The 13,610-nt window shown below is 56.2% G+C and carries 11 protein-coding genes; 5 read left to right on the top strand and 6 right to left on the bottom strand.

Annotated elements, in window-relative coordinates; all coding sequences use genetic code 11:
• The first annotated feature begins 24 nt into the window (after positions 1 to 24).
• The 4 genes from HV318_RS08660 to HV318_RS08645 all read left to right on the top strand — a co-directional run bounded on the left by HV318_RS08660 (position 25) and on the right by HV318_RS08645 (position 4,972).
• Positions 25 to 1,038 carry a LacI family DNA-binding transcriptional regulator gene (locus HV318_RS08660; protein WP_182272433.1) on the top strand — a complete coding sequence of 338 codons (1,014 nt, stop codon included), beginning with the start codon at positions 25 to 27 and terminating at the stop codon, positions 1,036 to 1,038.
• Positions 1,039 to 1,173: 135 nt separating this feature from the next.
• A complete protein-coding gene (gene hydN / locus HV318_RS08655; protein WP_182272432.1) occupies positions 1,174 to 1,719 on the top strand; it encodes an electron transport protein HydN in 546 nt (181 codons plus the stop codon).
• A gap of 6 nt (positions 1,720 to 1,725) precedes the next feature.
• On the top strand, positions 1,726 to 3,948 hold the full coding sequence (hypF, locus tag HV318_RS08650; RefSeq protein WP_182272431.1) for a carbamoyltransferase HypF: 2,223 nt from the start codon (positions 1,726 to 1,728) through the stop codon (positions 3,946 to 3,948).
• Between the two features lies 1 nt (position 3,949).
• The gene (locus HV318_RS08645; RefSeq protein WP_182272430.1) at positions 3,950 to 4,972 is read left to right on the top strand and encodes a HoxN/HupN/NixA family nickel/cobalt transporter; all 1,023 of its coding nucleotides are present in this window, start codon (positions 3,950 to 3,952) and stop codon (positions 4,970 to 4,972) included.
• Here the strand turns inward: HV318_RS08645 and HV318_RS08640 are convergent.
• The 4 genes from HV318_RS08640 to norV all read right to left on the bottom strand — a co-directional run bounded on the left by HV318_RS08640 (position 4,945) and on the right by norV (position 10,159).
• Positions 4,945 to 6,612 carry an SgrR family transcriptional regulator gene (locus HV318_RS08640; protein ID WP_182272429.1) on the bottom strand — a complete coding sequence of 556 codons (1,668 nt, stop codon included), beginning with the start codon at positions 6,610 to 6,612 and terminating at the stop codon, positions 4,945 to 4,947. The genes HV318_RS08645 and HV318_RS08640 overlap by 28 nt on opposite strands.
• A gap of 571 nt (positions 6,613 to 7,183) precedes the next feature.
• A complete protein-coding gene (locus HV318_RS08635; RefSeq protein ID WP_182274657.1) occupies positions 7,184 to 7,417 on the bottom strand; it encodes a hypothetical protein in 234 nt (77 codons plus the stop codon).
• A gap of 163 nt (positions 7,418 to 7,580) precedes the next feature.
• Entirely contained in the window at positions 7,581 to 8,714 is a 1,134-nt protein-coding gene (gene norW, locus HV318_RS08630) for an NADH:flavorubredoxin reductase NorW (protein WP_182272428.1), read from the bottom strand.
• Positions 8,711 to 10,159 carry an anaerobic nitric oxide reductase flavorubredoxin gene (gene norV, locus HV318_RS08625; protein ID WP_182272427.1) on the bottom strand — a complete coding sequence of 483 codons (1,449 nt, stop codon included), beginning with the start codon at positions 10,157 to 10,159 and terminating at the stop codon, positions 8,711 to 8,713. Before norV ends, norW begins: the two co-directional genes overlap by 4 nt.
• 186 nt (positions 10,160 to 10,345) lie before the next feature.
• On the opposite strand from norV, the gene norR reads away from it, so the two are divergent.
• The gene (gene norR, locus HV318_RS08620) at positions 10,346 to 11,860 is read left to right on the top strand and encodes a nitric oxide reductase transcriptional regulator NorR (RefSeq protein WP_182272426.1); all 1,515 of its coding nucleotides are present in this window, start codon (positions 10,346 to 10,348) and stop codon (positions 11,858 to 11,860) included.
• On the opposite strand, the gene gutQ is transcribed toward norR, so the two are convergent.
• A complete protein-coding gene (gutQ, locus tag HV318_RS08615) occupies positions 11,857 to 12,822 on the bottom strand; it encodes an arabinose-5-phosphate isomerase GutQ (RefSeq protein ID WP_182272425.1) in 966 nt (321 codons plus the stop codon). The two genes, norR and gutQ, sit on opposite strands and share 4 nt — an antisense overlap.
• On the bottom strand, positions 12,815 to 13,588 hold the full coding sequence (gene srlR / locus HV318_RS08610; protein ID WP_182272424.1) for a glucitol operon DNA-binding transcriptional repressor SrlR: 774 nt from the start codon (positions 13,586 to 13,588) through the stop codon (positions 12,815 to 12,817). The genes gutQ and srlR overlap by 8 nt, the downstream gene beginning before the upstream one ends.
• Between the last annotated feature and the right edge of the window lie 22 nt (positions 13,589 to 13,610).

Below are 13,610 nucleotides of genomic sequence, written 5' to 3'. Positions count from 1 at the left end.
ATCAGTTTCAAACGGAATAACATCATGACCACGATGCTGGAAGTGGCGAAGCGGGCCGGCGTTTCAAAAGCGACGGTTTCCCGGGTGCTGTCGGGGAATGGCTACGTCAGCCAGGAGACCAGAGACCGGGTGTTTCAGGCGATTGAGGAGAGCGGCTATCGCCCCAATTTGCTGGCGCGAAACCTGGCCACCAAACGTACCCAGACGCTGGGGCTGGTGGTCACTAACACCCTCTACCACGGCGTCTACTTTAGCGAATTGCTGTTTCACGCCGCGCGGATGACGGAAGAGAAGGGGCGACAGCTGATTCTGGCGGACGGCAAGCACAGCGCCGACGAAGAGCGCGAGGCTATCCAGTACCTGCTCGATATGCGCTGCGATGCGGTGATTATCTATCCGCGCTTTTTGAGCGTGGATGAGATGGACGAGATTATCGAAAAATGCGAACAACCGATTATGGTGCTCAATCGTCGTTTGCGTAAAAACAGCAGCCATTGTGTCTGGTCAGATCATAAAGCATCCTGCCAGGACGCCGTGTCGCAGTTGATTGCGAAAGGGCATCGGGAGATTGCGTTTATCACCGGCTCGCTGGATTCCCCGACCGGGGCTGAGCGTCTTTCCGGCTACAAAGACGCGCTGGTGCAGCATCACATTGCGCTGCGCCCGGAGCTGATTGCGCAGGGGAAATGGAACCCGGCCAGCGGCGCGGCGGCCGTTTCTGAGCTGTTATCACGCGGTGAAACTTTTACGGCACTGGTGGCGAGTAACGACGATATGGCCATCGGGGCGATGAAGCAGCTTCACGACAGCGGGGTTATCACGCCGGATGCGGTGTCGGTGATCGGCTTCGACGATGTGGCGATTGCGCCCTACATGGTGCCGTCACTCTCCAGCGTGCGCATTCCGGTAACAGAAATGATTAAAGAGACCATCAGCCGCCTGATCTTCATGCTCGACGGCGGTGAGTTCAAATATCAGCAAACTTTCTCTGGTGAGCTTATTCTGCGTGATTCTGTCATTGACGGCCCACACCGCTGACGTCGACAGCTGTCATCGTCATAAGTGACGATGACAGTGCCGCACCGTATATTTCAAATCAATATAAATCAATGGGTTAAAAACTGGCACGGTTTATGAATATCTCCGCGCATGACTGTTATGCTGGAGAAGCAGATGAACCGTTTTATGATGGCCGATGCCAGTAAGTGCATTGGTTGCCGTACCTGTGAAGTTGCGTGCGTTGTATCCCACCAGACGGAGCAGGATTGTGCCTCCCTGACCCCGGATTCTTTCCTGCCGCGTATTCATGTTATTAAGGGCGTGAATATCTCAACCGCAGCGATTTGTCGTCAGTGCGAAGACGCACCGTGCGCCAACGTCTGCCCGAACGGGGCGATTAAACGCGAAAAAGGGTTTGTCCACGTCATGCAGGAACGCTGCATCGGCTGCAAAACCTGCGTGGTGGCCTGTCCGTATGGCGCGATGGAAGTGGTGGTTCGCCCGGTTGTGCGCAACAGCGGTATGGGGCTGAGCGTGCGCGCGGACAAAGCGGAAGCCAACAAATGTGACCTCTGCTACCACCGTGAAGCGGGCCCGGCCTGTATGGAAGTTTGCCCTACGCACGCGCTGGTTTGTGTGGATCGTGACAAGCTCGAACAGATGAGCGCCGAAAAACGTCGTCGTGCGGCGTTCGACACCAGCTCATCTCTGCTGTTCTGATCCGCCATGAGCAGTAACGGTGTGCAGTTGCGGGTGCGCGGCAAGGTGCAGGGCGTGGGGTTTCGTCCCTTCGTCTGGCAACTGGCGCACCAGCTTCAGTTGACGGGGGATGTCTGCAATGACGGTGAGGGCGTGCTGGTGCGCGTTGTCGGTGATGGGGGGGACTTCATCGCAAGGCTGCACCAGGACTGCCCACCGCTGGCGCATATTGATAATGTCGACACGCTGCCGTTCGTCTGGCCGGCGCTGCCGGAGGAATTTACCATCCGTCACAGTGCGGCTGGGGCGATGGACACCCAGATTGTGCCGGATGCGGCCACCTGTCCGGCGTGCCTGGCCGAAATGCGCGATCCTCGCGAGCGCCGTTATCGCTATCCGTTTATCAACTGCACCCACTGCGGTCCGCGTTTTACCATTATTCGCGCCATGCCGTACGATCGTCCGGCCACGACAATGGCGTCATTTCCGCTCTGCCTGCCGTGTGAAATGGAGTATCTCGACCCCGCAGATCGGCGCTTTCATGCTCAACCGGTGGCATGCCCGGACTGCGGGCCGGAGCTGGAGTGGCATGCGGGTGATGCTCAGTCCACGCGAGAACAGGCACTCAGCGCAGCGGTTGAGAGGCTAAAAAACGGTGGCATTGTTGCGGTTAAAGGGCTGGGGGGCTTTCATCTGGTCTGCGACGCGCAAAACCCGCAGGCGGTGGAGAAACTACGGGCACGCAAACAGCGCCCGGCAAAGCCGCTGGCAGTGATGATCCCGCATGCAGGTTCTTTGCCGGAGCCGGTTCAGGTGCTGTTGCACTCTCCTGCGGCTCCGATCGTACTGACGCCGAAAGCATGGCTGCCTCCATTACCCGATGCGATCGCGCCGGGCCTGGATTGTGTGGGGGTGATGCTCCCGGCGAACCCACTGCAACATTTGCTGATGATGGACTGCCAGCGCCCGCTGGTGATGACCTCCGGCAACCTCAGCGGCAGGCCACCCGCCATCCATAATCAACAGGCACTGGACGACCTCGGGGATATTGCCGACGGTTTTCTGCTGCACAACCGCGACATCCTCCAGCAGATGGATGATTCAGTGATGGATCGGGACGGTGCAATACTGCGCCGTGCGCGCGGTTTTGTGCCGGATGCCATCACGTTACCTGCCGGTTTCAGCAATATTCCTGCCATGTTGTGTACCGGGGCTGAGATGAAAAACACCTTCTGTCTGGTGCGGGGTAACCAGGCGGTGCTGAGCCAGCATTTTGGCGATCTCAGTGACGATGGCGTTGATGCCCAGTGGCGCTCGGCGCTGTCGGTCATGCAGCAAATCTATGCGTTTCAGGCGGAGCGCGTGGTGTGCGATGCGCATCCGGGATACCACGCCCGCCAGTGGGCGGAAGAACAGGCGTTACCGATTGAAACGGTATTACATCACCACGCCCATGCCGCGGCGTGCCTGGCCGAAAACGGCTGGCCGCTCGACGGCGGTGATGTCATCGCCCTGACGCTGGACGGCATCGGGATGGGCGAGAACGGTGCGCTATGGGGTGGGGAGTGCCTGCGGGTTAACTATCTTAACTGCGAACATCTGGGTGGGTTGCCTGCCGTGGCGCTGCCGGGAGGGGATCAGGCAGCAATGCACCCGTGGCGCAATTTATTCGCCCACTGCCTGGCGTTTGTGCCGGACTGGCAGCGCTACCCGGAAACGCGAGCCGTTCAGATGCAAAACTGGCCGCTGCTGGCGACAGCGATGTCCCGTGGTATCAACACGCCGCTGGCTTCATCCTGCGGACGGCTGTTCGATGCGGTGGCTTGTGCGCTGGGCATTGTGCCAGAAAAGCAGCGCTATGAAGGTGAGGCTGCATGCAGGCTGGAAGCGCTGGCAGCGCAGTGTGCGGGAGTCGAACACCCGGTTACGCTGTCAGTGGAGAACCTTGCTCTCTTCTGGCAACAGTGGCTGAACTGGCGGGCTGAGCCCTGCGAACGCGCATGGGCGTTTCACGATGCGCTGGCAAAAGGACTGGCTGATTTCGCCGCGTTCCATGCCCGGCGCTTATCACTTACTGCCGTCTGTTTTAGCGGTGGCGTGTTACATAACCGTCTGTTGCGTGCGCGTCTGCGTCATTACCTCTCTGACTTTACCCTTCTTTTTCCTCATCACCTGCCTGCAGGCGATGGGGCTATCTCCTTCGGGCAGGCGGTAGTTGCCGCCGCCCGGTCATGTTCACAAAGGACTTAAAATGTTACGACTTTTACGCAATGAACCTCGTGCGGCGCTCCTGCTGCTGGCTCTGGTAATGGCTAATCTTCTGGCCTGGGGATGGGCCTGGCAAACCTTCAGCGGCAGCACGGCGCTGATGGCGGCAAGCCTGCTCGCCTGGTGCTACGGACTGCGTCATGCGGTGGATGCCGACCACATTGCGGCCATTGATACCGTTACGCGTAAGATGATGCAACAGGGCAAACGCCCGTCCGGTGTGGGGGCGTGGTTTTCACTGGGGCACTCCACCATCGTGGTGCTGGCCTCCATTGCCATTGCCGCTACGGCCACGGCGTTTCAGAAGAATATGGCCTGGTTTCATGAGACGGGCAGCCTGATTGGTACGGCGGTTTCTGCGACGTTTCTGCTGGCGATGGCGCTGGTCAACATGGTGATTTTACGTGGCGTCTGGCGTAATTTTCAGGCGCTGAAAAACGGTCATCCAACGTGCGGCGACATCACGCTTCCGGCATCTGGTGGGGTGATGAACTGGCTGTTTGGTGCAACGTTTCGCCTGGTAAACAAGAGCTGGCAGATGTATCTGGTTGGTTTCCTGTTCGGTCTGGGATTTGATACCGCGACGGAAATTGGCGTGCTTGGGATCTCCGCCGCCAGTGCCTCAAACGGCATGTCGGTGTGGTCAATCATGATCTTCCCGGCACTTTTCGCCAGCGGTATGGCGCTGGTGGATACCCTCGACAATTTGCTGATGGTGGGAGCCTACGGCTGGGCATTCAACAAACCGCAGCGCAAGCTCTACTACAACATGACCATCACCGGTACCTCTGTGGTGGTGGCCCTGTTTATCGGCGGCCTGGAAGCGCTGGGTCTGCTGATGGACAAATTTGCCCTGACCGGTGGCATCTGGGATCTGATTGGCGAGGTTAATGACAACCTGGGCAACGCCGGATTTGTGGTGGTGGGGCTGTTTATCGCCTGCTGGCTGATCTCCATGATCAACTACCGCTGGCGTGGCTACGATGCGCTGGTCGTGCGTTCCTGAGCGGGGGGTAACCAGGCGCGAGTGAAATCAAGCCAGCCTCCGGCCGTCAGCACAATGTCCTGCACATTTTCCATCGTGTTGATGCGATAGCGATAGTGGAACAGCGGCGTACATGCGCCGCTTTCGAGCAGAGATTGAAAAAAGGAGGGCAGGAGGTTACTCAGGCTCTCCTCGCTCCCGCAATATCCCATCAGCTTCTGCTTCTCTTTTTGCCATATGTCTTCGCCCAGTGCAGTGGCCCAGGCCGGTTCGTCAGTAAACCACTCTGCCAGCGCAAATCCCGGAAGTCCGCCCGCCAGATAGTCACCGAGCAACAGATCGGCCTGCGTCAGTGCGTTATGTGTATGCCATTCTTCGCGATCTTTCCTGCTGATTGTCAATTCGCAACCGTGCTTTCTCAGACGCGTTTGCAGCATGCTGGCCAGCTCGCACAGTTCTGGGGTGTGGTAGCAAACCAGCACAAGGGTGGCGGGAAGTTTTACTCCGGATGTTTCCGGATATTCTGGTGTCGTCAGGCCAGGCAGTATTGCCGTCCTGGTTTCTAAATCATCCCGATGGGCAAAATGTTGCTGATTAATTGACAGAATTTCCCGGCGCAGCCAGGCAGCCAGCGGTGGGGGCAATGTGGCGTTCACCATTAACCACGCGAATCCCTCGCTGGTCGAGGTAATGGCTTCCTGCGCGTTTTGTCCCTTCCCGACGGTGATCCACGCCGGTTTATCTGCTTCTGTGCGGGTTCGCCAGAACTCAATCGCATGCAGCAGTGGATGAGCGGCAAAGTACCAGGGCTGGCGCTCAAGGCGCAGGTAGTGCGAGTGGTGATGGGCGATGGCAAACGGCCCGGCACCGACATCAGGCTGTTGCGGGTGCGGAAGACGACAAACGTGATGCGCAAGACGGTGTGCCAGCATGGCATCAGGCGTGTTCAGGTTTATCTCCAGACACCAGGGGGCGACAAGCGACGTCTCCTTAACGTGTCTCAACCCCACATTACGTGCCGGGTCAGCCAGTACCTGTTGCAGCGCACTGAGAATATCTTCATCGCTAATGGCTTGCCCGTTATGCCAGTGTGCGCCGCTGCGCAGGTAAAAACGCCAGCGGCGTTTGTCTTCACTGTCATTCCAGTGATGGGCTAAATCGGGTATCGGGTGCGGCTGACCGGGTGTATAGCGCGTCAGCCCTGCGTGTACCGCGCAGATAATATGCTGTTCGGCGCGGCGGCGCTGTAGTGCCGGATGAAGTGACGTCAGCGGGCGATACCACGGAATACGCAAGGTTGGCTGGTGCTTAAGCCATTTCCCGCCCAAAAATGGGGTGATGATGTGATGCAGACTGGCCGGATCGCCATCGGCCAGCTGTAATGCACTCTGGTAATCCCCTTTTTCGAGACAAGCGTGCATCAGCGGCGCGCTGAGTTCACTGGTGGTCGCCAGGCAATGCAGAATGGCGCGATGTCCACGTCCTGGGTGCGCGTGCCAGCTTAACCATCCGCTTTGCGTGAGCTGGCGCAGTAACGTGCGCACATGACGTTCACTGCACAGCGCGACCTCAGCAACTTCAGCAATAGTCGTGGGCTTTGGCTCCGCACCGTAGTGCTGGTAAAGCCGTTGATACTGACGGATTTTCTGAAGCTGGCACATGACGACGTACCGGTGGTGAAAGGGGCATGATGAGAGTGTAAGTGGTTTTGCGGAATAAATAAGGCAGGGATATATAAAGTGTTCCGGTTTTATTCCCTCACCCTCGCCATTTTGGCGGAGGGCGAGGGTGAGGGGATGTATCAGGCTTCGATCTGCGCGCGGATCTTCAGTGCGGGCTCGTCCAGCACGCTGAAGGTATCAATACCGTGCTGTACGGAAGGCCATATGTGGCCACGAATCCACGCGATATAAACGGAATATTAAAAACGTCAGGTTGGCCCAGGCGTAATGATATAGCGGCAACGGGTAATGTTGCGATATGCGTTCATGAGACAGGATCCCAAAGAGGACATCATTTACAACGAAAAACAACAGTTTTTGTTTTAATGTAAAAGCGTGAAGAAGAAAAGTGTGATGTGGGATAAATTAATTTCTGTGATGTTTTTAATAGTCATTCTTTAAATAAACGATGAAGAGTTAAATAATTTGTTCCTGTTTTTTACCTGATGACCCTACGCTTACCCGGCCTGCAAAATCCACAGACCCGCGTCAGCGTAGGGTCACCAGGTGGTTACCGCTTAACATTGCTCATCGGCATCATCAATTCACGCAGACGCTCAATACGGGCTTCCGGGCTGAGATACAGCCAGCGAAATAAAATATGTTCTGCTTTCTTTGTCTGTTTAAAATAGGCAGAAAGATAGTTAAGCTCTTTGCTAAAAGTGGCCATGGGATGTCTCCGGCTGATTAATTCACTGTCAGAGTAAGCCGGGATCATGGAATAAAACAGGTTGATGTTTTTCATGTGTTCCGCATTTAAATATTCATGGATGTAATGAATAAGGGATTAATGACGATGATTTATCTGATTTGTATTCTTTTGTTGAATAAAATACGCAAAAAAAAGCCCCGGGACGTCGGGGCTACGGATAAGAAAATCCTAAGGTTAAGTAAGCGTGGTAAGAGGGTTAAGCGGGCAATGATTTCAGTAGTGCGAAAGCCTCCTTCATCCGGTCTTCACTAACCACAAAAGCGCGCACCTGACCGTCATGATCGGATCCCCGGGCCACCATGCCCTGGGGTTCAATAGCGATGTGCCAGTTCAGATCCTGGCGCTGCGTTTCGCCTGCGAGATGCAGCGGTAACTCCGGTGTTTTCACCTTCACCAGCATGGCGGGTAATTTCAGTGGTGCAGAAGCGCCAAGCAGATTTTTCGCCAGATACATCGCACTTAATTGAATCGGCTGCAGGAACGGCAGTACCTGGCCGTTGATTTCGGCGCAGTCACCCAGCGCGTAAATATCCGGCTGCGTGGTTTGCAGGTAGCTGTCCACCTTCACGCCACGGTTCGTCCCGGCTCCGGCACGTTGCGCCAGACCGATTTCCGGGCGCAGACCCGTGGCCGCAACCACTACATCCACCTCAACATGGCGATTACGGTCGAGCGTGACGCGAATACCGTTATCTGTTTTAGCCAGACTTTGCAGCTGAGATTTCAGCAGCAGATGTACACCCATATCGGTCAGACGATGCTGTAAGCGACTGCTTACTTCTGCGGGCATTAGCGCTGACAGAATGCTGGCAGCGTGGTCGAGCAGAGTGACGGATTTACCCGCACGACAGAAATCCATCGCCAGCTCGGTGCCAATCAGGCCGCCGCCGACAATCATCACCCGTTGCGCGTCACAAAGCCACGTTTCACTGGCCTGATACTCCTGTTGGCTGTTGAGCGTAATCATCAGCTCACGCCCTTCAACCGGTGGCACAAACGCTGATGCCCCCGTAGCCAGAACCAGCTTGTCGTACTGCCAGGTTTTCTCTTTCGCTTTCACCACATGGGCGGCAGCGTCGATATCGGTAACCCAGGTGTACGGAAACAGGTTCAGGTTAAATTGCTCCGCGAACTCTCCCGCGCTCTGGCGGGTGAGATCGTCGGCACGTTGGTTCTGGCTAATGACGTGGCTTAAATCAGGTTTGTTGTACTCATCCATGCTGTCGGCGGCGATCACCGTCAGCGGCACATTAGCATCCTGTTTGCGGATATTTTTCACCAACTGGCGGGCAGCAAAGCCCGAGCCGATGATGACGATACCGTTGCTCATTTTGCCTCCGTACCCAGCTCATCAAAGACGTCTTTACCGAGCGAACATTCCGGGCAAAGGAAGTTGTCCGGCACATCGCTCCACGGCGTTCCTGGGGCAACATCCTGCAGCGGCTCGCCCAGTTCCGGGTCGTAGATCCACTGGCAGACGCTGCACTGCATGCGCGGGCCGAGGTTAGCGGCGGCGGCCGCAGCACAGGCGCAGGCTTCCTGTTGTGCGCTGGTTTTTACCGCCACGTCTGGTAATGGAGCGAGCGCCCACTGACGTGCAATGTCACGGCCATGCTGGCGGCAGAGTTCCAGTGCGTCGATATCCGGACGCCATTTTGCCTTCAGGCTCATGGACATCTCAAAACCGGCATCCTGCAGGCGGGTAGACAGACGGTCTACCGCACCGCCGCTCCAGCCGTGTGAGCCAAAGGCGCTGGCGCGTTTGTTACGAAAACGCAGGCCGGTCATCTCTTCCACCAGGCCGGCAATTTTCGGCATCATCACGTTGTTCATGGTGGAGGTGCCTACCAGCACGCCTTTAGAGCGGAAGACGTTGGTCAGGATCTCGTTTTTATCGCTGCGCGCCACGTTAAAGATTTTTACCGCCACATTCGGATCAACTTCGTTGATACCCTGGGCAATGGCGTCCGCCATCATGCGGGTGTTGTTGGACATGGTGTCGTAGAAGAGTGTGATGCGGTCTTCCTGATAATCTGCTGCCCATTTCAGGTACAGCTCCACAATCTGGGTTGGGTTTTCACGCCACACCACGCCGTGTGAGGTGGCAATCATATCTACCGGCAGGTTGAAGCCGAGGATCTCGGTGATTTTTGGCGTGACCAGACGGCTGAACGGGGTCAGGATGTTGGCGTAGTAGCGCTGGCACTGCTCAAACAGTTCGGTCTGATCCACTTCGTCATTGAACAGACGTTCGTCGCAGTAGTGCTGGCCGAAGGCGTCGTTACTGAACAGCACCGCGTCGCCGGTCATGTAGGTCATCATGCTGTCAGGCCAGTGCAGCATGGGGGTTTCAACGAAGATCAACTGTTTGCCGTTACCGATATCCAGTGAGTCGCCGGTTTTTACGGTATGGAAATTCCACTCCGGATGGTGGTGGTGGCCGTTAATGGAGTCGATAGCGTTGGCGGTGCAATAAATAGGGGTATTCGGAATGTAAGACATCAGCTCGGTCAGCGCACCGGCGTGGTCTTCTTCCGCGTGGTTGATGATGATGTAGTCGAGTGCGTCCAGGTCGATTTCGTTACGCAGGTTCTGCACGAACTCGCGGCTGAATTTGTGATCGACGGTATCAATCAGCACGTTTTTCCCTTCACGGATGAGATAGCTGTTATAGCTGCTGCCGCGCAGCGTTTTGTACTCCGTTCCGTGGAAATCACGTACTTCCCAGTCACGTTGGCCAACCCAATGAATGTTATTTTTAACCAGAATAGACATAGCAACCTCAATTAATACGGCATTTTTAAATAAGATGTTTTGCTTATATCAAGTTGCGTGCCAACTTTTTATTGCATTGATTTTTATGTGTTTTTTATTTTGTTATCCGTAATGGGTAGTCATTATGACTATCACTGAAGCTGTCAATATGACAATATGAGTTGTCAAAATGACAGTGAGGCGCAGATGAGTTTTTCCGTAGACGTGCTGGCGAAAATCGCCATTGAACTGCAAACCGGTATTGGGCATCAGGATCGCTTTCAGCGGCTGATCTCCACACTGCGTCACGTGCTGGCATGTGACGCTTCGGCACTACTCCGCTACGAAGGGCGGCAATTTATTCCGTTGGCCATCGACGGGCTGGCGCAGGACGTACTCGGACGGCGCTTTACCCTGGAAGGCCATCCGCGTCTGGAAACCATCGCCCGTGCGGGTGATGTGGTGCGCTTCCCGGCAGACAGTGATTTACCCGATCCTTACGACGGTCTGATCCCCGGGCAGGAGAGCCTGAAGGTACACGCCTGCATCGGCCTGCCATTGTTTGCCGGACAAAATCTGATTGGCGCGCTGACCCTCGACGGGATGTCGCCAGACCAGTTTGATACTTTCAGCGACGAAGAGCTGCGGCTGATTGCCGCGCTGGCCTCCGGGGCGCTGAATAATGCCCTGCTGATTGAACAACTGGAGAGCCAGAACATTCTTCCTGGTAGCCCGTCGGCATTTGAGCAGGTGGCTCACACGGAGATGATTGGCCTGTCGCCGGGCATGGTCCAGCTCAAAAAAGAGGTCGACATCGTGGCCGCCTCCGATTTGAACGTACTGATCTTCGGGGAAACCGGCACTGGTAAAGAGCTGGTGGCAAAGTCGATTCACGAAGCGTCACCGCGTGCGGTGAATCCGCTGGTGTACCTTAACTGTGCCGCACTGCCGGAGAGCGTGGCGGAGAGCGAGCTGTTTGGTCACGTTAAAGGGGCATTTACCGGGGCTATCAGCAACCGCAGCGGCAAGTTTGAAATGGCGGATAACGGCACACTGTTCCTCGATGAAATTGGCGAATTGTCGTTGTCGTTACAGGCTAAATTGCTGCGCGTGTTGCAGTACGGCGATATTCAGCGCGTGGGCGATGACCGCAGCTTACGGGTGGACGTGCGCGTGCTGGCGGCGACTAACCGGGATCTGCGCGAAGAGGTGCTGGCCGGGAATTTTCGTGCTGATTTGTTCCATCGCCTGAGTGTGTTCCCGCTTTTCGTGCCGCCGCTGCGCGAGCGTGGTGAAGATGTGGTGTTGCTGGCGGGCTATTTCTGCGAGCAGTGTCGGCTCAAAATGGGGCTTTCCCGGGTCGTGCTAAGCCCGGGTGCGCGCAGTCATCTGCTGAGCTACGGCTGGCCGGGTAACGTGCGCGAGCTGGAACATGCGATCCACCGCGCGGTGGTGCTGGCGCGGGCGACACGTTCAGGCGATGAAGTGGTGATCCACGCGCGTCATTTTGCGCTGCATGATGAAAGCGTTCAGGCCGTCACTCAGGCTGCGCCAGAGATTGCCAATGAAAACCTGCGCGACGCGACAGAGGAGTTTCAGCGTCAGATGATCACTCGCGCGCTGGAGCAGAACAACCGCAGCTGGGCGGCATGCGCGCGGGCGCTGGAAACCGACGTCGCCAACCTGCACCGGCTGGCGAAGCGTCTGGGGCTGAAGGGTTAAATAATTCCGGCCTGGTAGAAGTCCTGCAGGTTGATGGCACCGCACAGCTTGCCGCTCTCATCCACTACCGGGGCGGCGGTGATTTTGCGCTTCATCAGTACCTCTTTGGCCTCGATTGCGCGGCTTTCGGCATTCAGCGTCAGCCCGCCTTTGGTCATCGCTTCAGAAACCTGCGATTCCAGCTTGCCGCCACCCACCAGCCAGCGGCGCAGGTCGCCGTCGGTAAACACACCGTTGACCTGACCGTGCTCATTACACACCGCGACCAGCCCTAACCCGGTGCGGCTCAGCTCCAGCATCGCATCCATCACGCTGGTGTTGAGTTTGACTTGCGGAATAGCATCGTCGGTACGCATCAGGTGATGCACTTTATTGAGCAGGCGTGCGCCAAGCGCGCCCGCAGGGTGTGAGCGGGCAAAATCTTCTTCATTGAAACCGCGCGCCTGCATCACCGCCATCGCCAACGCATCGCCCATCATCAGGGTATTGACGGTGCTGGAGGTTGGGGCGAGGTGCATCGGGCATGCTTCACGCTCAACGGAAATATCTAGCACCGCTTTGGCTGCCAGTGCCAGCGGTGAACGGGCTTTACCCGTCATCGCCAGCAGGGCGACGGATTTTTCCTGCAGACGTGGAATGATGAGATCCAGCTCTTTGGCCGAACCGGAGTAGGAGATAAACAGCATCACGTCACGGCTTTCAATCATCCCCAGATCGCCATGCAGCGCCTCGGCAGGATGAACGAAGAAGGCTGGGGTACCGGTGCTGGCAAGCGTAGCGGCAATTTTCTTACCGATATGGCCCGATTTACCGATACCCGCCACAATCACTTTGCCTTCACACTGGATGATGGTGTTTGCTGCGCGAACAAAATCCTCCCCAAGACGTTCCGGCAGGCGGCTGGCTTCCTGCAGCTCCAGCATCAGCGTCTGGCGACCTGCGTTTAACAGAAAATCACTCATCTCTTTCTCCGGTTACGATCACATCGATTCCTTTTTCTTCCAGCGCTTTTTTAAACGCCGGATCGATACCTGCATCGGTAATCAGCTTATCGACGCTCTCAAGGCTACAGACAATATTGGGGCTTTTACGGCCAAACTTCGAAGAATCTGCCATCAGAATCACTTCCCGTGCCACGTTGCACATGGCCTTGCTGACGCTGAACACCTCGTTGAAGGTGGTCACGCCCGCATTCAGGTCGATGCCGTCGGTGCCCATAAAGAGTTTATCAAAGCTGAAGTGGTCGAAGGCGTTCTCTGCCAGTTGACCGTGAAACGAGGCTGATTTTTTACGGAAGGTACCGCCAGGCATCAGAATGGTTTGCTCGCAGTCGTTTTCCGACAGGGCGTTGACGATATGCAGGCTGTTGGTCATCACCGTGATGTTGTTAAAGCGGCTGAGCATCGGGATCATCTGTAACACCGTGCTGCCCGCATCAAGGATGATAGAGTCGCCATCGTGGATAAATTTCACGGCGGCTTCGGCAATCAGCGCTTTCTGGTGCGTATTGATCAGCGTTTTGTGGTCGATAGGCGGGTCGGTTTCGTCTTTGTTGAGCACCACTCCACCGTAGGTTCGAATGACTGCGCCAGAGTTTTCGAGCAATACCAGGTCCTTGCGTATTGTCGTGCCGGTCGTGTCAAAGTAGTGGGCCAGTTCTTCTACCGAGCATTTTCCCTGCTTTTGCAGATGCTCCAGAATGGCCGCCTGCCGCTGACGTGGTTTCATAGGCGCTCAATTCCTTACGTTG

The organism is Enterobacter sp. RHBSTW-00901, from assembly GCF_014103115.1.
GTDB lineage: Bacteria > Pseudomonadota > Gammaproteobacteria > Enterobacterales > Enterobacteriaceae > Enterobacter > Enterobacter cloacae_P.
This window is presented reverse-complemented; position numbering and strand designations above follow the sequence as displayed.

Bases quoted from the DNA above. Each gene is read 5' to 3' on its own strand.
- HV318_RS08660 (WP_182272433.1), top strand. From the start codon at position 25: ATGACCACGATGCTGGAAGTGGCGAAGCGGGCCGGCGTTTCAAAAGCG.
- hydN (WP_182272432.1), top strand. From the start codon at position 1,174: ATGAACCGTTTTATGATGGCCGATGCCAGTAAGTGCATTGGTTGCCGT.
- hypF (WP_182272431.1), top strand. From the start codon at position 1,726: ATGAGCAGTAACGGTGTGCAGTTGCGGGTGCGCGGCAAGGTGCAGGGC.
- HV318_RS08645 (WP_182272430.1), top strand. From the start codon at position 3,950: ATGTTACGACTTTTACGCAATGAACCTCGTGCGGCGCTCCTGCTGCTG.
- HV318_RS08640 (WP_182272429.1), bottom strand. From the start codon at position 6,612: ATGTGCCAGCTTCAGAAAATCCGTCAGTATCAACGGCTTTACCAGCAC.
- HV318_RS08635 (WP_182274657.1), bottom strand. From the start codon at position 7,417: ATGAAAAACATCAACCTGTTTTATTCCATGATCCCGGCTTACTCTGAC.
- norW (WP_182272428.1), bottom strand. From the start codon at position 8,714: ATGAGCAACGGTATCGTCATCATCGGCTCGGGCTTTGCTGCCCGCCAG.
- norV (WP_182272427.1), bottom strand. From the start codon at position 10,159: ATGTCTATTCTGGTTAAAAATAACATTCATTGGGTTGGCCAACGTGAC.
- norR (WP_182272426.1), top strand. From the start codon at position 10,346: ATGAGTTTTTCCGTAGACGTGCTGGCGAAAATCGCCATTGAACTGCAA.
- gutQ (WP_182272425.1), bottom strand. From the start codon at position 12,822: ATGAGTGATTTTCTGTTAAACGCAGGTCGCCAGACGCTGATGCTGGAG.
- srlR (WP_182272424.1), bottom strand. From the start codon at position 13,588: ATGAAACCACGTCAGCGGCAGGCGGCCATTCTGGAGCATCTGCAAAAG.